General features: G+C 70.5%; 17 protein-coding genes. 5 read left to right on the top strand and 12 right to left on the bottom strand.

All coding sequences use genetic code 11. From position 1 onward, the window contains the following. Positions 1-32: 32 nt before the first annotated feature. The 3 genes from HEP74_RS01275 to HEP74_RS01265 are packed head-to-tail and all read right to left on the bottom strand — an operon-like array spanning position 33 to position 1448. A complete protein-coding gene (locus tag HEP74_RS01275) occupies positions 33-467 on the bottom strand; it encodes a rhodanese-like domain-containing protein (protein WP_185814845.1) in 435 nt (144 codons plus the stop codon). 53 nt (positions 468-520) lie between these two features. Further along, entirely contained in the window at positions 521-940 is a 420-nt protein-coding gene (locus tag HEP74_RS01270) for a hypothetical protein (protein ID WP_185814844.1), read from the bottom strand. Positions 941-977: 37 nt separating this feature from the next. Next, complete coding sequence (locus tag HEP74_RS01265; RefSeq protein ID WP_185814843.1) at positions 978-1448, bottom strand: YiiD C-terminal domain-containing protein; 471 nt, start codon at positions 1446-1448, stop codon at positions 978-980. Positions 1449-1490: 42 nt separating this feature from the next. Between HEP74_RS01265 and HEP74_RS01260 the strand changes: the two genes are divergently transcribed. From HEP74_RS01260 to HEP74_RS01250, 3 genes are all read left to right on the top strand, one after another. Continuing rightward, the gene (locus tag HEP74_RS01260; RefSeq protein ID WP_458309642.1) at positions 1491-2267 is read left to right on the top strand and encodes a uroporphyrinogen-III synthase; all 777 of its coding nucleotides are present in this window, start codon (positions 1491-1493) and stop codon (positions 2265-2267) included. A 118-nt stretch (positions 2268-2385) separates the two neighbouring features. Next, positions 2386-3363: a uroporphyrinogen-III C-methyltransferase gene (locus tag HEP74_RS01255; protein WP_185814841.1), complete on the top strand. Its 978-nt coding sequence runs from the start codon at positions 2386-2388 to the stop codon at positions 3361-3363. Then, positions 3360-4631, top strand: a complete 1272-nt coding sequence (locus tag HEP74_RS01250) for a heme biosynthesis HemY N-terminal domain-containing protein (protein ID WP_185814840.1) — start codon at positions 3360-3362, stop codon at positions 4629-4631. The genes HEP74_RS01255 and HEP74_RS01250 overlap by 4 nt, the downstream gene beginning before the upstream one ends. 114 nt (positions 4632-4745) lie before the next feature. On the opposite strand, the gene HEP74_RS01245 is transcribed toward HEP74_RS01250, so the two are convergent. Together HEP74_RS01245 and HEP74_RS01240 are read right to left on the bottom strand one after the other, a co-directional pair. Beyond that, entirely contained in the window at positions 4746-5315 is a 570-nt protein-coding gene (locus tag HEP74_RS01245; protein ID WP_185814839.1) for a hypothetical protein, read from the bottom strand. 209 nt (positions 5316-5524) lie between these two features. Beyond that, positions 5525-6805 carry an acetyl-CoA C-acetyltransferase gene (locus HEP74_RS01240; protein WP_185814838.1) on the bottom strand — a complete coding sequence of 427 codons (1281 nt, stop codon included), beginning with the start codon at positions 6803-6805 and terminating at the stop codon, positions 5525-5527. Between the two features lie 103 nt (positions 6806-6908). Between HEP74_RS01240 and HEP74_RS01235 the strand changes: the two genes are divergently transcribed. Then, the gene (locus HEP74_RS01235) at positions 6909-7796 is read left to right on the top strand and encodes a hypothetical protein (RefSeq protein WP_185814837.1); all 888 of its coding nucleotides are present in this window, start codon (positions 6909-6911) and stop codon (positions 7794-7796) included. A gap of 87 nt (positions 7797-7883) precedes the next feature. Continuing rightward, positions 7884-8513, top strand: coding sequence for a TonB family protein (locus tag HEP74_RS01230; RefSeq protein WP_185814836.1), 630 nt, complete (start codon positions 7884-7886; stop codon positions 8511-8513). A 67-nt stretch (positions 8514-8580) separates the two neighbouring features. On the opposite strand, the gene HEP74_RS01225 is transcribed toward HEP74_RS01230, so the two are convergent. The 7 genes from HEP74_RS01225 to glnA all read right to left on the bottom strand — a co-directional run bounded on the left by HEP74_RS01225 (position 8581) and on the right by glnA (position 16432). Then, positions 8581-9216: a superoxide dismutase family protein gene (locus tag HEP74_RS01225; protein WP_185814835.1), complete on the bottom strand. Its 636-nt coding sequence runs from the start codon at positions 9214-9216 to the stop codon at positions 8581-8583. Between the two features lie 69 nt (positions 9217-9285). Further along, positions 9286-9867 (bottom strand): superoxide dismutase family protein, encoded by a 582-nt coding sequence (locus HEP74_RS01220; protein WP_185814834.1) that lies wholly within the window; start codon positions 9865-9867, stop codon positions 9286-9288. Positions 9868-10085: 218 nt separating this feature from the next. Further along, the gene (ntrC, locus tag HEP74_RS01215) at positions 10086-11510 is read right to left on the bottom strand and encodes a nitrogen regulation protein NR(I) (protein WP_185814833.1); all 1425 of its coding nucleotides are present in this window, start codon (positions 11508-11510) and stop codon (positions 10086-10088) included. A gap of 10 nt (positions 11511-11520) precedes the next feature. Then, a complete protein-coding gene (locus HEP74_RS01210; protein ID WP_185814832.1) occupies positions 11521-12558 on the bottom strand; it encodes a two-component system sensor histidine kinase NtrB in 1038 nt (345 codons plus the stop codon). Positions 12559-12897: 339 nt separating this feature from the next. Next, positions 12898-14337 carry an ammonium transporter gene (locus HEP74_RS01205; RefSeq protein WP_185814831.1) on the bottom strand — a complete coding sequence of 480 codons (1440 nt, stop codon included), beginning with the start codon at positions 14335-14337 and terminating at the stop codon, positions 12898-12900. Positions 14338-14356: 19 nt separating this feature from the next. Then, positions 14357-14695, bottom strand: a complete 339-nt coding sequence (locus tag HEP74_RS01200) for a P-II family nitrogen regulator (RefSeq protein ID WP_039009092.1) — start codon at positions 14693-14695, stop codon at positions 14357-14359. A gap of 327 nt (positions 14696-15022) precedes the next feature. Beyond that, positions 15023-16432, bottom strand: a complete 1410-nt coding sequence (glnA, locus tag HEP74_RS01195; RefSeq protein WP_003480122.1) for a type I glutamate--ammonia ligase — start codon at positions 16430-16432, stop codon at positions 15023-15025. Positions 16433-16507 lie beyond the last annotated feature (75 nt).

Here is a 16507-nt window from a genome sequence, read left to right as displayed (position 1 = left end):
CGCGGCGCTCGGCGCCAGGCCGGGAGGCGCGATCAGCGGCCCTTGACCAGCGGCAGATCGGCCTGCTGCCAAGCGGCGATGCCGCCGTCGAGCACGTAGACCTGCTCGAAGCCGGCCTTCTTCAGCTGCTTGGCGGCGGCATCGGCGGTGTTGCCGGTGCGGCATACCAGCACCACCGGCGAGGACTTGGCGTTGGCCACCAGCTTGTGCTCGGGGCCGAACTGGCTCGGCGTGGCGTTGCGGCTGCCGGCGATATGGCCCTTCTCGAAATCGGCCGCGGCCGACAGGTCGACCAGGACCGCGTTGCCGGCATTGATCAGCAGGGTCAGTTCGGCCGGGCGCAGGGTCTTGAAGCCGCGGAACAGGCGCGCGACCTCAGTGACGATCAGGGCGATGGTCAGGCCGACCAGGGCCAGGGCCAGCATCGGGTTGCGGCCGGCGAAGGCCAGCAGTTCTTCGAAGTTCACAGGAATAGGGGGCTGGAAGCGGGCGCCGATTGTCGCACAGCTGGCCGGCGGCGCTACTGGCCGTTCCACAAGTCCGGCAGCCCGTCCAGCAGCCACCAGGTCTTGGCCTGCGCGTCCCAGCGCCAGCGCTCCCTGTAGCGCACGATGCGCTCGGCCTGGGTATTGCGGTTGATCACGCCCAGTTCGATGTCGCGTACCGCGTCGCCGTCCAGCACGCCGACCCGACCGACCTTGTAGGAGGACACCTGCACCTGGCGGTAGCGCTCCAGTTGCAGATCGGTCAGCGGGTGCGCCTGCCGGTAGGCCGGGTCCACCGCTTCCCAGGCTGACTCGAACTCGCTCCAGCGGATCGCAGTGCCGTAGGCGGTCTGCAGGTCGTCGAGCTTGTTCTGCTGGCTGCGGCTGCCGGCCAGCGCGGTGCCGGCGAAACCCAGCACCAGCAGCAGCGCCAGGGCGCGGAACGTCGAGTGCATGGCGGGTTTCCGGATGGGCGCGAGCGGTGCGCGCATCCTACCCTTTCGCGATGGCGACGAAACGCCCGCTCAGCGTCGCCGCCGCGGCGGCATCGGCCGGCCCGACCTGGGCCTGGATGCCGATCCGGGCACGGCCGCGCTGGCGGAAGGTCTGCACGAAGGTGTCCCAGTCGGCCTGCGCGTCGGCACTGGCCTGCGCGTGCAGGTCGGCGTACAGCGGCGCCAGGTAGCGCACCTGGGTATCGGCGACGTAGACGTCGGCCTGCAGGCCGGCGCGGTGCAGTTCGCAAGTGACCAGCGCCCAGCCGGCCAGGGTCATCACCGAACCCAGGCTGCCGCCGAAGGCGTTGCCCTTGTCGTTGAGGTTGGCCGCCAGCGGCGCGACCACCTGCAAGCGCCGTTCGGCATAGCCTTGCAGCGCGACCTGCAGCGCCGCCACCGGCGGCATCGCGTCGAACTGCCGCTGCAGCTGCTGCAGGAACGCATCGAAAGAAAGATCCGCTGCCATGGTGCGATTGTGCTGCCGGTGGGGGCTCGCATAATGCCTGGCATGAGCGCACATGCAACCGCTGCCGCCGCGGCCTGGACCCTGATCTCGCTGCGCCCGCAGGGCGAGCACGCGCCGCTGCGGCGGGCCGCGGCGCGGGTCGGCGCGCGGCTGCTGGCGGTCTCGCCATGGCGCCTGCAGGCCTGCGACGACGCTGCCACGCGCAGCGCGCTGGCCCTGGCGCTGGCCGCGCCGCGGGTGATCTTCAGCAGCCCGGCGGCGGTGCGCGCGGCCGCGGCGCTGCAGCCGCTGGCGGCGGCGCCCGGGCAATGCTGGTTGGCGGTGGGCGCCGGCACCGCGCGCGCGCTGCGGCGCCATGGCATCGCCGAGGTCGCGGTACCGGAACGGATGGACAGCGACGGCCTGCTGGCGCTGCCGCAGCTGGCGGCCAGCGATGGCGCCGTCGGCCTGGTCACCGCGCCCGGCGGACGCGGCCTGATCGCCGCGCACCTGCAGGCGCGCGGCACGCCGCTGCAGCGCGCCGATGTCTACCGCCGGGTGCCGTTGCCGCTGTCCGCGGCGTGCATCGCCCGGCTGCGCGCCGCGGCGCCGGGCGTGCTGGCGCTGAGCAGCGGCGAGGCGCTGCGGCTGGTGCTGGAGCACCTGCCCGACGACTTGGCCGCAGCGTGGCGCGCGCAGCCGCTGGTCGCCGCCAGCGCGCGGCTGGCCGCGCTGGCCGCCGAACTCGGCTTCGCCGACATCGCGCGCGCCGCCGGTCCGCTGCCGCAGCAACTGGCCGCGGCCGCCGCCGCGGTCGTAACGCGCTCGCCACCTCGCTGAACGCGCGCCGCCCCCCGGCTTGCGGGCGCGGTGCCGCTCACGCCATGCTCCCGCGTGCCGTGGGTCCGGCCGTCGCCATCGTCGCGACGGGACGCAGGCTAAAAGGATGCCCCCGCCGATGACCGAAATCTCGTCCCCGCCTCGCCGCTCCACGCGCTGGATCTGGCTGCTTCTGGTGCTGGCCATGCTGGTTGCGCTCGCGCTGGCCGGTTGGCGCGGCTGGGAGTGGTGGCAGGCGCGAAATGCGCGCGCGCTGGCCGAGCAATCCGAGACCCAACTGCAGTTGCAGGCCCTGCAACAGAATCTGGAAACCCTGCGCCGCGACCAGCGCGCCACCGTGCAGCGGGTCCAGGACGCGGCCAGCACCAACCGCGTGCTGCGCGACGAGATGCTCGGCCTCAGCCAGCGCAGCGCGCTGCTCGAAGACAACGTCGCCAAGCTCGCCGACTCCAATCGCCACGGCTCACAGGCGCTGCGCCTGGACGAGGTGGAACTGCTGCTGAGCCAGGGCCAGCAGCGCCTGGATGTGGCTGGCGATACCCAGGGCGCCCGCCGCGCCTATGCGCTGGCCAGCGGCGTGCTGGAAGGCGTGGACGATCCGCGCTATCTCAACCTGCGCCAAGTGCTGCTGCAGGAACGCACCGCGCTGGACGCGCTCGGCGAGGGCCCGCAGGCGCGGCTGTCGGCGCAGTTGGACGCCTTCGCCGCCAGCCTGGAGGCCTTGCCCACGCAACTGCCCGAGCGCACGCAAGCGCCGCTGTGGCAACGGCTGCTGTCGCCGCTGGTCAAGATCCGCCCCGCCCAGGGCGGCGTGCTGGTCGCGCGTTCGGAGCGGGTCGCCGCGCGCGACGCGCTGCAGCTGGACCTGAGCCTGGCGCGCGCCGCGCTGGAGCGTGGCGACGCGCGCGGCTACCGCGGCGCGCTGACCCGCGCCGGCACATGGCTGCAACGCCTGTGGCCGGATTCGGCGCCACTGCGCGAACGCCGTGCCACATTGCAGACCCTGCGCAACGCCGCCCTGCGTCCGGCCGTCCCCGAGCTGGGCACCACCCTGCAGCAGTTGCGCAACATGCGCGACGCAAGGAGCCAACCATGAAATCCCTCCGTTCCCTGATCGTGTTGCTGGTGGTGATCGCCCTGGGCGTGATCGGCGCGCAGTGGCTGGCGCAGGACAAGCTGGGCGACCTCGGCGAAGTGATCGTGCGCGCCGGCGGCAACGACTACATCTCGCCGCTGCCGCAGGCGGCGCTGCTGCTGGTGATCGCCTTCCTGGTGCTGTTGCTGCTGTGGAACCTGCTCAGCTTCCCGTTCCGCGCCTGGGGCCGGCATCGCCGCAAGCAATCGCGCGCGCGCCTGATCGAAGGCCTGACCGCGCTGCACAACGGCCAGTGGACGCGCGCCGAGAAGCAGCTCAATGCCGCTGCGGAAGATCCCGAGGTCAGCGCCATCGCCCTGGTCGCGGCGGTCCGCGTGGCCGATGCGCGTGCCGACGCGGAGGCGACCAGCCGCTACCTGCAGCGCCTCAGCGAACGCGACGCCGGCGCGCACGCGCTGCTGCAGGGCGAACGCCTTCTGGCCCAGCAACGGCCGGTCGATGCGATCAATGCGCTGGACGTTGCCGCGGCGCAGCCGTTGCCGCCGCGCGGCTTGCTGCTGCGCACCGAGGCGCTGACCAGCATCGGCCGTGCCGGCGAGGCCTATGGCCAGCTTGGTGCGATCCGCCAGCAGCAGGCCTTGCCGCTGGAAGCGATCGGTCCGTTGGAATCGCGCCTGGCCGCCGCCTCGCTGCAGCAGGCGGACGATGCCAACGCGCTGGCCGAACGCTGGGAAAGCCTGCCCAAGTCGCAGCGCAGCGAACCGGCGGTGGTCGAGGCCTATGCCACCCGCGCCGCCGCGCTGCACTGGGACGACGCGGCGCTGCGCGCGGTGGAACAGGCACTGGAAACGCGCTGGGACGAAGGCCTGGCGGCGCTGTACGGACGCCTGCCAGTGGAGAAATACGATTCGCGCCGCGCCAGCGCGCAGCGCTGGCTGCAGAGCCATCCGGACAGCCCGGGGCTGCTGCTGACCCTGGCGCGGCTGGCGCGTCAGCAGCAGCAATGGCCGCAATCGGAGGAATTCCTGCACCGCGCGCTGGCGCTGGGCGCCGGCGCCGAAGCCTGGGAGGCGTTCGGCGATGGCTATGCCGAGGCCGGCGACCCGGTCCTGGCGCAGCACTGCTACGCCAACGCGCTGCGCCTGCAACGCGGCGAACTGGCCCAGCCGCTGCCCGCGGCCAGCGCGCCGGTGGTGATTCCGATCGATCCGGATCCGGACAGCGCCGAGCGCCGCGACGAACACGGTTTCCCGCGCCTGCAGGAATGAACGCGGTAGCAGGGACGACGCACCGTTGACTGAGGCCGGCGTCGGCTACTGCCAGCGCCGGCTTTCTCATTCAACGATTGCGAATCCAGCGCTTGGCCGGTTGAACCGACCGGCTCAGCGCCGCAACGCGGCCGGCAGCGCCGGCAGGCGCGCCAGGAATGCGGGCGCCACGCCCTTGTAGCGCGCATAGCGCTCGTCCATGCGGCGCGGCACCAGGATGCGCGCGCCGAGCAGGCCGGCGACCAGCATGGCCAGGAACAGCCCTAGGCCCAGCCAGATCCCGGCCTCATTGCCGACAGCGAACCCCAGCAGCGGCCCGGCCACGAACGCCGCCGCCGTGAGCAGCACGAAGCGGTTGCGCCGGCGCCGGTGTTCGGCGCACATGCCGAGCACATGGATGCTGCGCTTGCGCGCGATCATCGCCGCGATCGCGTAGATCACCACGCTCACCAGGATCAGCACGTACCAGCCCGGCGCATGCCAGTAGAACGTGCGCTTTTTCAGTTCATCGTTGCGCAGCGCGACCCCGCACTTGACGCAATGCGCCGGGAACGGCGTATCGCGCAGGCACAGCAGGTCGTCGCCATCGCGCCACAGCGTCTCGCCCGGCAGCGGCGGCATGGTGGCGGTCTGGATGGCGGCGTCGGGCGCCTGATACGGATTGAAGCTGTCCTGCTGGTTCATGGCATGCGCCCCCTGCGCGCCGTTCGGCCTGCGTGGTGCAGGCGGATCGGCGCGCATGGTAGCGCAGCGGCAAGCGCTGCTGGCGGGCGATGGCGAGGGAAACGTATTCGACGATGCGGCGGTCGTGGCCGCGTCTTCGGGTCAGGCGCTATCGCCCTGCGCGCTTTTGCGGCCCGACGCGCCCAGGCGCGCGGACCGCACGCCGCGGCTCAGCGCTCGACGATCGCCACCACGCCCATGCCGCCGGCGGTACAGATCGAGATCAGCGCACGCCCGCCGCCGCGTTCGACCAGCTGCTTGGCCACCGTGGCGACGATGCGCGCGCCGGTCGCGGCGAACGGGTGGCCGGTGGCCAGCGAGGACCCCAGCGGATTGATCTTGGCCGGATCGATCTGCCCCAGCGGCGCGTCCAGGCCCAGCCGGGTGCGGCAGTAGTCCTCGCTCTCCCAGGCACGCAGCGTGCACAGCACCTGCGCGGCGAAGGCCTCGTGGATTTCGTAGATGTCGAAGTCCTGCAGGCTCAGGTTATGCCGCTTGAGCATGTCCGGCACAGCGATGGTCGGCGCCATCAGCAGGCCTTCGCCGTGCACGAAATCCACCGCCGCGACCTGCGCATCGCGCAGGTACGCCATCGGCACATGGCCGTGCGCCTGCGCCCATTCCTCCGAGGCCAGCAGCACCGCGGCGGCGCCGTCGGTCAGCGGGGTGGAGTTGGCCGCGGTCAGGGTGCCGCGGCCGCTGACCTTGTCGAACGCCGGCTTCAGCGTGGCGAGCTTCTCCAGCGAGGTGTCGGCGCGCAGGATGTTGTCGCGCTCCACGCCGCGGAACGGTGCGATCAGGTCGGCGAAGAAGCCGCGCTCGTAGGCCGCGGCCAGCTTGTGGTGCGAGGACACCGCCCAGGCGTCCTGCGAGTCGCGGGCGATGTTCCACTGCTTGGCCATGTCCTCGCAGTGGTCGCCCATGCTCTTGCCGGTGCGCGGCTCGGCCACGCCGGGGAACTCCGGCTTGAGTTCGGCGAACTTGAAGCTGCGGGTCAGCGCGCGGATCTTGTCGCCGGTGGTCTTGGCGCGGTTGGCGGCCAGCAGCCGCGCGCGCAGCTTCTTGCCGTACACGATCGGCACTTCCGAGGTGGTGTCCGAACCGCCGCCGATGCCCGACTCGATCTGCCCCAGCGCGATCTTGTTGGCCACGGTGATGATGCTGTCCAGGCTGGTGCCGCAGGCGCGCTGCAGAGTGATGCCCGGGGTCAGCGGCGACAGCCCCGACGACAGCGCGGCCTCGCGGCCCAGGTTCCAGTCACTGGAGTGCTTGATCACCGCTCCCATCGCCACCTCGCCCAGCTGCTGGCCGTGCAGGCCGTAGCGCTCGACCAGCGCGCCTAGCGTGCGCACCGACATGCCGAGGTTCCCGACATCCGCATACGCCGTGTTCTGCCGGCAAAACGGAATACGGACGCCGCCGAGAATGGCGACGGGACGGGCTACTGGCATGGGATTACCTCGCGCGAGGGGTCTGGGGACATGACCTGCACGTTAGCGCAGGCATAATGAAGCGAGTGTAGCTTTGCGCCCGCGACGGGCCAACCGCCAAGCCATGAGCCAAGCCATTGCCAGCATGAATGCCCGCGGCGTGATCGCCCTGGAACTGTCCGCCGGACTCGCCCCGGCCCACGCGGCGCTGCCGCACGCCCTGGCCGCGGAACTGGCCGAGAAGGTCGGCCGCGACCTGGCGCAACTGGTGCCGGCGGTGCGCGAACTGGAATTGAGCCTGGCCGGCGCGCATTTCGACCCCGCCGAGGTGCTGCGCCCGGACTGGCCGATGCACCGGCGCCTGGACGAGCTGCGCGCACGCGCGCCGGGCCGCGACGCCGGCCCGCGCCTGCTGGCGTTCGGCGCCGATGCCGACGGCGCGGTGCCGCTGCCGTTCCAGGCCGACACCGCCCTGCTCGGCGGCGCGCTGCGGGTGGTGCCGTTCCTGCTCAGCGGTCCGGCCGAGACGCTGCAACCGGTCGCCGAGGCGCTGGAAGACCTGTTGCTGGCGCAGGGCATGGCGCAGCCGGATACCGCGCTGCTGGCGCAACAGGCGTTCGGCGCGCAGATCGAACACGCACGCTATCTGACGGTCAACGACCTGGCCGCGATGATGTCGATGCAGTACGACAACCAGGGCCTGGCGCCGCTGTGGCCGCTGATCGAGACCGCGCTGCTGGCGCCGGACCAGGAGGAATGGCTGGCCAGTCCACCCGAACCGCTGCTGCGCTACCGCGGCGGCGAAGTGCGCATGGCCTTGTTCGACCCGGCCAGCTGGTGCGCGCACTACGCCCACGACCGCCAGGACTGCGAGCGCCTGCAGCGGGTCTACGAACACTACCTGGCCCGGCAGCGGCAACTGGCCGCGGTGCTGGAAGCGCATGGCATGCCGGTGCTGTACGTGCATTGCGAGGCCGGCGAGGACGCGCGGCAGGCGTTGCTGGCGGCCTAAAGTAACGCCGATACCGGTCGTTATTGGGGACGACGCTGCGGCCTCGCGCGGGCCGCTCGGCGCATCGCACATGACAGAAGGATCCCCATGCACTCAGCGCTCAGGATGACCGCCGTGGCGGTATTGTGCGCCTTGCCTCTAGGACACGCTTTCGGTCAGGCAGCAGATGCCAAGCCGTCTTGCGAAGCCGATCCCGCTTCGCAGCAAGCCATCCCGGTGGCGCTGCCGTCCGGGCTGTCCTATGCGAACGCGCCGGCTCCCGTCGCCACTTTGGACGTTCAGGTTGATGCCCAAGGCCATGCCGTCAGCGCCGCGGTAGTGGCGCCAACGCTTGACCTGCGGCTGGCACATGCGGCCGTAGAGGCAGCCCAACGCTGGACCTACCGGTGCCTCGGCGATGCCGAACCGAGGTCAGCCAGAGTCACCGTCCGCTTTTCGCAACAGTCGTGTGCGCTGAACCTCGAAACAAAGTTCCGCAACCCTCCGGTCTATCCCCCCAAGGCATTCAAACAGCGGCAGCAGGGTGAAGTCGTTTTGGAGATGCGACCACGGTTGCCCGACCTGAGCAGCGAGTCGCGCGTGGCCACCAGCAGCGGATATCCCCTGCTCGACGCAGCCGCATTGGTCGCGGCTGCTCACTGGCGGTTCCAATGTCCGGACCCGCTACCCGCAGACGGCAACACATGGATAAAGGTGCCTGTGCGGTTTGCGCAGTAACGCGCGGGAATGGGCGCGCGTCCGCGCGCCGTTCCTCACCGCTGAAGCCCTTGCGTCGCCCTATCGCTCACTGCGCCGGGGCGGCGGCGTTGGCGTTGCCCTTGATCACGCCGCAGGCCAGGCGGCCGCCGGCATTGCCGGTGGGCTGGGTCTTGTAGTCGTCCGCGTCGGCGTGGACGATCACCGCGTGGTTGAGGATGTCGAAGCCGTCGCCCTTGCCGATGTTGACGTTGTTGGACACCGACGCGTCGATCGTGGCCTTGCCGTCAGCGTCGGCCTTCAGGTTCGGCATGTCGCCGCCGTGGTGCGGGTCGGCGCTGACCTGGCCGTGTTCGGACTTGGCCGGGTTGAAGTGGCCGCCGGCGCTGCTGCCGTCGGGCGCGCTGCAATCGCCGAACTCGTGGATGTGGAAGCCGTGCTCGCTGTTGGGCTTGAGACCGGTGATGGTGCCGGTGACGTGCACGACGCCATCGACCGTGTCGAACTTGACCTCGCCGGCGACCTGGTTACCCTGGGTCGGGCTCAGCGCGGCGCTGGCGGCGGCCTGGGCGGGCGTGGCGGCGGGCGCCGGTTCTGCGGCCGGTGCCGGGGTGGCGGGCGTCGCGGCCGCAGCGGGCGCGTCGGCAGCGGCCGGCTCTTCGCGCTTGCAGGCGCCGAGCGCGAGGGTCGTGGCCAGGAACAGGACGGTGGGAAGCGTACGCATGGTGGTTCTCCTTGAGGGGCCGCGGAATGCGGACGTTCGCCGCGGAGCAAGCCCCGGGCGGATGATCGGTTAGCGCAGCACGCGGATCACGCCGCAGGCCACGCGCGCGCCGGCGTTGCCGGCCGGCTGGCTGCGGTAGTCGTCGGCATCGGCATGCGCGACCAGCGCGCGGCCGGCGATGTCGTTGGCCGCGCCGCCGCCGAGCACCACGCCGTGCAGCAGCACATCGACCTGGGCGACGCCGTCGGCGTTGGCGCTGAGGTTGTCCATGTCGCCGGCGTGGTGCGGACCGCTGCCGGCGCGGCCGTGCGGACCGCCGAGCGGATTGAAGTGGCCGCCGGCGCTGCTGGCGTCGGCCGCGCTGCAATCGCCGCGCTCGTGCACGTGGAACGCGAACGCGCGGCTGGGCTGCAGGCCGCCGAGGGTGCCGGTGATGCGCACGCCGCCGGGCGCGGCGACCAGCGACAGCTTGCCGCTGACCAGGCTGCCGGAGGCCGGGGCGAGCACCGCCTGCGCCTGCTGCGCGGTGCCGCTGGTGGGCATCGGCGGCGCTTTCGGCGGCGGCGGCGGTGGCGCTACCGGCGGCGCACTGCTGCAGCCGGCCAGTATCAGCAACGCGCTTCCCACGACGGCATACAGGCTGTAACGCATCGGCATTGACTCCTTGTGCAGCGAAAACTAGAGGGATGGCCGTTCACAGCTCATGAAGGCGGCGTCGGCGCGCAAGTCTAAACCGGCGCTGCGCGCCGGTTCGGGAATCGGGAATCGGCAGAGCGTCGCAGCTGTTGCTTACTACGTCTGCGGAGCGGTCGGACAAGGCATCGTGCTTTTCCGAGTCCCCGGTCCCGAGTCCCGAGTCCCGGCGCCACTCAACGGCGGCGCAGGCCCGGGCCGAGCTTGCGGGTGACCGTGTTGCGGCCGACGCCCAGGCGCGCGGCGGCTTCGGCACGACGGCCCTGGGTGAAGCGCAGCGCCACTTCCAGCAGCGCCTTGTCGAAACGGTCGCGCGCTTCCGCGTGCAGGCCTTCGGCGCCGTCGGTCAGGCGCTGCTGCGCCCAGGCCGACAACTGCGCGTCCCATTCGCCGCCCTCGCCGCTGCGCTCGCGGCGGCTGCCGCGCAGCAGCGCGCCGTCCACGTCGTGCGCGTCGATGACTTCGGCCGGCGCCAGCGCGGCCAGCCGCCAGCACACGTTCTCCAGTTCGCGCACATTGCCCGGCCAGGCGTAGCCGCGCAAGGCGTCCAGCGCCGCCGGCGACAGCCGCTTGGGCGGGGTGTCGAGCTTGCGCGCGGCCATCGCCAGGAAGTTCTCGGCCAGTTGCGGCACGTCGGCGCGGCGTTCGCGCAGCGGCGGCAGCTGCAGCCGCACCACGTCCAGCCGATGCAGCAGGTCGGCGCGGAAGCGGCCCTGTTCCACCAGCGCCTCCAGGTCCTGGTGGGTGGCGGCGATCACCCGTACGTCGACGCGGATCAGTTCGCGGCCGCCGACGCGGAAGAATTCGTTTTCGGCCAGCACGCGCAACAAGCGGGTCTGCAGCGGCAGCGGCATGTCGCCGATTTCGTCCAGGAACAGGGTGCCGCCGTCGGCCTGTTCGAAGCGGCCGATGTGGCGCCGCTGTGCGCCGGTGAAGGCGCCGGCCTCGTGGCCGAACAGTTCGCTTTCCAGCAATTCGGCCGGGATCGCCGCGGTGTTGAGCGCGACGAACGGCTTGCGCGCGCGCGGCGACTCGGTGTGCAGCGCGTGCGCGACCAGTTCCTTGCCGGTGCCGGTCTCGCCGTTGATCAGCACCGACAGCGGCGCCTGCGCCAGGCGGCCGATGGCGCGGAACAGCGCGCGCATCGCCGGGGTGTCGCCGATCAGTTCGGCGCTGCCCTGGCTGGACACCGGCAGCGCGACCTCGGCGACGCCGCCGGCCTCCGGCAGCGCGCGCGCGGCCAGCGCCACCGCGTCGTCCAGGTCGAACGGCTTGGACAGGAATTCGTGCGCGCCGCCGCGGAACGCGCCGGCGGTGCTGGCCACGTCGGTATAGGCGGACATCACGATCACCGGCAGTTGCGGATGCGCGGCCTTGAGCTTGTCCAGCAGCACCAAGCCGTCGTCGCCGGGCATGCGCACGTCGGTGAACAGCAGGTCCGGCAGCGGACGCTGCGCCAGCGCCTGCAGCGCCGAGGCGGCGCTGTCGAAACCGTCCACGCTGTAGCCGGCATCGCGCAACGCGGTGGACAGCACGAAGCGGACCGAGCGGTCGTCGTCGACCACCCAGATGCGTTGCGATCCTTCCAGGGATTCGGTCATCGAAATGCTCCTATTCGGGGTCCGCTGCGGCCTGCGGCAGCAGCAGGGTGAAAACGGTATGCCCGGGGCGGGAGCGGAAGGTCAGCGAACCGGCGTGCTCGCGCGCCACCTGCTGCGCCAGCGCCAGGCCCAGGCCGCTGCCTTCGGCGCGGCCACTGACCAGCGGCAGGAACAGATGCTCGGCCAACTCTTCCGGCACGCCGCGGCCGTCGTCGACGATCTCCAGGCGCACGCCGCGCGCATGCACGCGGTCGCGGATGCGCTGGGCGTGCTCGACGCGGGTGCGCAGGGTCACCTGCGCCGCGCCGGCCTGGATCGCGTTGCGCACCAGATTCCACACCGCCTGGGTCAGGCGGTCGGCATCGCCGAGGAATTCGGGAATGCTGGGGTCGTAATCGCGCTGCAGGCGCACCGACCAGCCGCCCTCGTTCTCGGCCAGGCGCAGCACCCGTTCCAGCACCGCGTGGATGTTGAGCATGGCGTGCGGCCGCGCCGGCGCCGGCGACAGCAACTGGTCGAGCAGGCTGTTGAGGCGTTCGATCTCCGCGCCGATCAGCTCGATCAGCTCGCGCTCGTCCTCGTCGCGGTGCTGCGCGCGCCGCGCCAGCAACTGCGCGGCGCCCTTGAGCCCGGCCAATGGGTTGCGCAGTTCGTGGGCCAGCCCCTTCAGCGCCGCGCCGAGCGCGTTGGGCAGCGCCTGGGTCGGGTCCAGGGTGGGAAATTCGTCGACCGGATGCGCTTCCAGCAGCCAGCCGCCATTGTCCATCCGCGACAGCCAGCCCTCGGCGAAGCGCGGGGCCTCGCCGGGAATGGCCAGCGCCATGCGGTGCAGGCGCAGCACGTCGCGCTCGTCGTTGAGCAGGAACCGCGCCAGCGCGTCGCCCTGCACTTCCAGCGAGGCCAGCGGCTGGTCGAGCAGGCGCCGCACGCTCACGCCCAGCCAGCGCGCGAAGGCCGGATTGGCGCCGAGCAGGCGGCCGTCGGCATCGGCCCAGACCACCGGGGTGCCGAGCGCGTCGAGCGGGGGTGGAGGCGAGGTCATCGGCATTGCACCAATGTAGTGCAAAGGCTACCGGAAGGCGCTGAACGCCTGGCCGGGCGGGCCATTTGCCGGAGCCTGCCGGCAATGTCGGCCGGCGCCGAGGCGCGGCCTGTCGCAGCCACCGCCACCAGCGGGCACGAGGCGCCGCGGGCAACGGAGAAGAAAAGAATTGGGGGTCGGGCGAGGCTAGCGGCCACGCGGGAATACCTCAGATCGCTAAGAAAACTGCCGTCGTTCCGCCCCATGGAGCGCCGGCGATGGCCTCTGACCGCCAGGACCGGTGCATACCGGCCGCAGGCGGATTGCCGCAGCGGCCCGCGACGCCAGGTCGCGGGCCGTTCTTGCTCAGGACTCGTACGCGGCTTCGCCATGCGAGGTGATGTCCAGGCCCTCGCGCTCGGCTTCTTCCGACACCCGCAGGCCGAACACCAGCTTGGCGACCAGGAAGCCGACCACCGAGACCACGCCGATCCAGACCACGGTCACGCCGACGCCGGTGGCCTGCACCAGCAGCTGGTGGCCCATCGTCACGCCTTCGGCATAGCCGGAACCGCCCAGCGCCTTGTCGGTGAACACGCCGGTCAGGATTGCGCCGACGATGCCGCCGACGCCGTGCACGCCGAACACGTCCAGGGTGTCGTCGGCGTTGAGCAGCTTCTTCAGCCCGGTCACGCCCCACACGCAGATCGCGCCGGCGGCCAGGCCGATGACGATCGCGCCGAACGGGCCGACGGTACCGGCGGCCGGGGTGATGCCGACCAGGCCGGCGACCATGCCCGAGGCCACGCCCAGCGCCGAGGACTTGCCCTTGACCAGCTTCTCGACCAGCGACCAGGCCAGCACCGCGGCGGCGGTGGCCAGCAGCGTGTTGAGGAAGGCCAGCGCGGCGGTGGCGTTGGCTTCCAGCGCCGAGCCGGCATTGAAGCCGAACCAGCCCACCCACAGCAGCGAGGCACCGACGAAGGTCAGGGTCACGTTGTGCGGCTTGAGCGCGGTCTGGCCGAAGCCCAGGCGCTTGCCGACGAAGTAGGAACCGACCAGACCGGCGACACCGGCGTTGATGTGCACCACGGTGCCGCCGGCGAAGTCCAGCGCGCCCTTGGTGAACAGGAAGCCCGGGGCCGCCCACACCATGTGCGCCAGCGGCAGGTAGCCGAAGGTGAACCAGATGACGACGAACAGCAGCACCGCGGCGAACTTCACGCGCTCGGCGAAGGCGCCGACGATCAGCGCGCCGGTGATGCCGGCGAAGGTCAGCTGGAAGGCGACGAACACGTACTCCGGCAGCTTGAAGCCCTTGGAGAAGGTATCGGCCAGCGTGGTGGTATCCACGCCGTGCAGCAGCGCCTTGTTGAGCGTGCCGACGAACGGGCCGCCATCGGCGAAGGCCAGGCTGTAGCCGTACAGCACCCACAGGATCGCGATCAGCGAGAACACCACGCCGACCTGGATCAGCACCGACAGCACGTTCTTGGAGCGCACCATGCCGCCGTAGAACAGCGCCAGGCCCGGCACCACCATCAGCAGCACCAGCAGCGTGGAGGTCAGCATCCAGGCGACGTCGCCCTTGTCCACCACCGGTGCGGCGGCTTCGGGCGCGGCGGCCGCGGCCGGCGGCGCCGGCGGCGTCAGTTGTTCGGTAACCACGTCCGGGGTCGGCGCCGGGGTCACTTCGGCCTGGGCGAAGGCCGTGCCCGGCACGCCCACCGCCATCGCGCTGACCAGCATCAGCATGCATACCGCGTAGAACCGGGCCTTCCACCCGGAGAAAAGACCTGTCTTCATGAGGGGCTCCAGGGTGGGGTTAGAGCGCATCTGCGCCGATCTCGCCGGTGCGGATCCGGATGACCTGTTCGATCGCGGTGACGAAGATCTTGCCGTCGCCGATCTTGCCGGTCCCGGCCGCGGTCTGGATCGCCTCGACCACGGCTTCCAGACGCTCGTCGGTCACCACGGTCTCGATCTTGATCTTGGGCAGGAAGTCGACCACGTACTCGGCGCCGCGATACAGCTCGGTGTGGCCTTTCTGCCGGCCGAAGCCCTTGACCTCGGTGACGGTGATGCCGGACACGCCTGCCTGCGACAAGGCCTCGCGGACCTCGTCGAGCTTGAATGGCCGGATGATGGCGGTGATCAGTTTCATGCGCATACCCCGTTGGTGGAAGGAGCCGGCCGCCGAACGCCGGCCGGCGGTTTGCATGTCATCGGCGCCGCGAACGGCGCCGTCCTGCTGCGCGGTGCGTCCCGCGGATCACGCCGTGGCGCGGCGCACGCGAGTGCGACGGCAACGGCGACGTGGGAGGGAGCGTGGCCCACGGCACGCAAGCGCTGTCTTTCGTGGTGCATCCCCTGGAAAACCGGCTGTTGCGACTGATTCGGGCGCGGACCACCGGCACGGCTCCCCAGCCGAGTAGGTGGCGGCGATGACGAAGGAGGGAGGGGTAACCTTCGCCATCGCCGCGCGTGGAACTCAGTTGGCGTAGTACAGCTGGTATTCCAGCGGGTGCGTTGCGGCGCGGAACTTGGTCACTTCCTGCATCTTCAGCGCGATGTAGCCGTCGATGAAGTCGTCGCTGAACACGCCGCCGGCCTTGAGGAACTCGCGGTCGGCGTCGAGCGCTTCCAGCGCCTGGTCGAGGCTGGAGCACACCTGCGGGATCTTCTTCTCTTCTTCCGGCGGCAGGTCGTACAGATCCTTGTCGCTGGGCGCGCCCGGGTCGATCTGGTTCTTGATGCCGTCCAGGCCGGCCATCATCAGCGCGGCGAAGGTCAGGTAGCCGGACTGCAGCGGATCCGGGAAACGGATCTCGATGCGGCGCGCCTTCGGGTTGGAGACCCACGGAATGCGGCACGAGGCCGAGCGGTTGCGCGCCGAGTAGGCCAGCATCACCGGCGCCTCGAAGCCCGGGACCAGGCGCTTGTAGCTGTTGGTGCCGGAGTTGGTGAAGGCGTTGATCGCCTTGGCGTGCTTGAAGATGCCGCCGATGTACCACAGCGCCATCTGCGACAGGCCGCCGTAGCCGTCGCCGGAGAACAGGTTGGTGCCGCCCTTGGCCAGCGACTGATGCACGTGCATGCCCGAGCCGTTGTCGCCGACGATCGGCTTGGGCATGAAGGTCGCGGTCTTGCCGTTGCGGTAGGCGACGTTCTTGATGATGTACTTCATCATCATCAGCTCGTCGGCCTTCTTCACCAGCGAGTTGAACTTGGTGCCGATCTCGCACTGGCCGGCGGTGGCCACTTCGTGGTGGTGCACCTCGACCTCGATGCCGACCTGCTCCAGGGTCTTGCACATTTCCGCGCGCAGGTCCTGCAGCGAGTCGGTCGGCGGTACCGGGAAGTAGCCGCCCTTGACCGCCGGGCGATAGCCGCTGTTGCCGCCTTCGATCTTGCTGCCGCTGCTCCAGGCCGCTTCTTCCGAATCGATCTTGAAGAAGGTGTGGCCCATTTCGTTGCCGAAGCGCACGCCGTCGAAGATGAAGAATTCCGGCTCCGGGCCGAAGAACGCCTGGTCGGCGATGCCGCTGGACTTCAGGTAGGCCTCGGCGCGCTTGGCCACGCCGCGCGGGTCGCGGTCGTAGCTCTGCATGGTGGCCGGGTCGAGGATGTCGCAGGTCAGGACCAGGGTCGGATCGGCCATGAACGGGTCGATGAACGCGGTGTCGGCGTCGGGCAGCAGGACCATGTCCGACTCGTTGATGCCCTTCCAACCCGAGATCGAGCTGCCGTCGAACATCTTGCCCTCTTCGAACAGCGCCGGCTCGATGATGCTCACGGGGAAGGTCACGTGCTGCTGCACGCCGCGCATATCGACGAACCGCAGGTCGACGAACTCGACCTTGTTGTCCTTGACCAGCTTCTCAATATTTTCCGCAGACATCGATGAAACCTCGGGTTGGTGAATGGCTTGCCCATGTAAGAGCAATCGCCGTGCCAACTGTGACCGGTTCACAAG

It is taken from the genome of Xanthomonas sp. SS, from assembly GCF_014236835.1.
Taxonomy (GTDB): Bacteria; Pseudomonadota; Gammaproteobacteria; order Xanthomonadales; family Xanthomonadaceae; genus Xanthomonas_A.
The sequence above is the reverse complement of the archived record's forward strand: the minus strand, read 5'-3'. Positions and strand labels throughout refer to the sequence as shown.

Bases quoted from the DNA above. Each gene is read 5' to 3' on its own strand.
- glnA (WP_003480122.1), bottom strand. From the start codon at position 16,432: ATGTCTGCGGAAAATATTGAGAAGCTGGTCAAGGACAACAAGGTCGAG.
- HEP74_RS01230 (WP_185814836.1), top strand. From the start codon at position 7,884: ATGCACTCAGCGCTCAGGATGACCGCCGTGGCGGTATTGTGCGCCTTG.
- HEP74_RS01225 (WP_185814835.1), bottom strand. From the start codon at position 9,216: ATGCGTACGCTTCCCACCGTCCTGTTCCTGGCCACGACCCTCGCGCTC.
- HEP74_RS01270 (WP_185814844.1), bottom strand. From the start codon at position 940: ATGCACTCGACGTTCCGCGCCCTGGCGCTGCTGCTGGTGCTGGGTTTC.
- HEP74_RS01235 (WP_185814837.1), top strand. From the start codon at position 6,909: ATGAGCCAAGCCATTGCCAGCATGAATGCCCGCGGCGTGATCGCCCTG.
- HEP74_RS01265 (WP_185814843.1), bottom strand. From the start codon at position 1,448: ATGGCAGCGGATCTTTCTTTCGATGCGTTCCTGCAGCAGCTGCAGCGG.
- HEP74_RS01200 (WP_039009092.1), bottom strand. From the start codon at position 14,695: ATGAAACTGATCACCGCCATCATCCGGCCATTCAAGCTCGACGAGGTC.
- HEP74_RS01260 (WP_458309642.1), top strand. From the start codon at position 1,491: ATGAGCGCACATGCAACCGCTGCCGCCGCGGCCTGGACCCTGATCTCG.
- HEP74_RS01240 (WP_185814838.1), bottom strand. From the start codon at position 6,805: ATGCCAGTAGCCCGTCCCGTCGCCATTCTCGGCGGCGTCCGTATTCCG.
- HEP74_RS01210 (WP_185814832.1), bottom strand. From the start codon at position 12,558: ATGCCGATGACCTCGCCTCCACCCCCGCTCGACGCGCTCGGCACCCCG.
- HEP74_RS01255 (WP_185814841.1), top strand. From the start codon at position 2,386: ATGACCGAAATCTCGTCCCCGCCTCGCCGCTCCACGCGCTGGATCTGG.
- ntrC (WP_185814833.1), bottom strand. From the start codon at position 11,510: ATGACCGAATCCCTGGAAGGATCGCAACGCATCTGGGTGGTCGACGAC.
- HEP74_RS01250 (WP_185814840.1), top strand. From the start codon at position 3,360: ATGAAATCCCTCCGTTCCCTGATCGTGTTGCTGGTGGTGATCGCCCTG.
- HEP74_RS01245 (WP_185814839.1), bottom strand. From the start codon at position 5,315: ATGAACCAGCAGGACAGCTTCAATCCGTATCAGGCGCCCGACGCCGCC.
- HEP74_RS01220 (WP_185814834.1), bottom strand. From the start codon at position 9,867: ATGCGTTACAGCCTGTATGCCGTCGTGGGAAGCGCGTTGCTGATACTG.
- HEP74_RS01205 (WP_185814831.1), bottom strand. From the start codon at position 14,337: ATGAAGACAGGTCTTTTCTCCGGGTGGAAGGCCCGGTTCTACGCGGTA.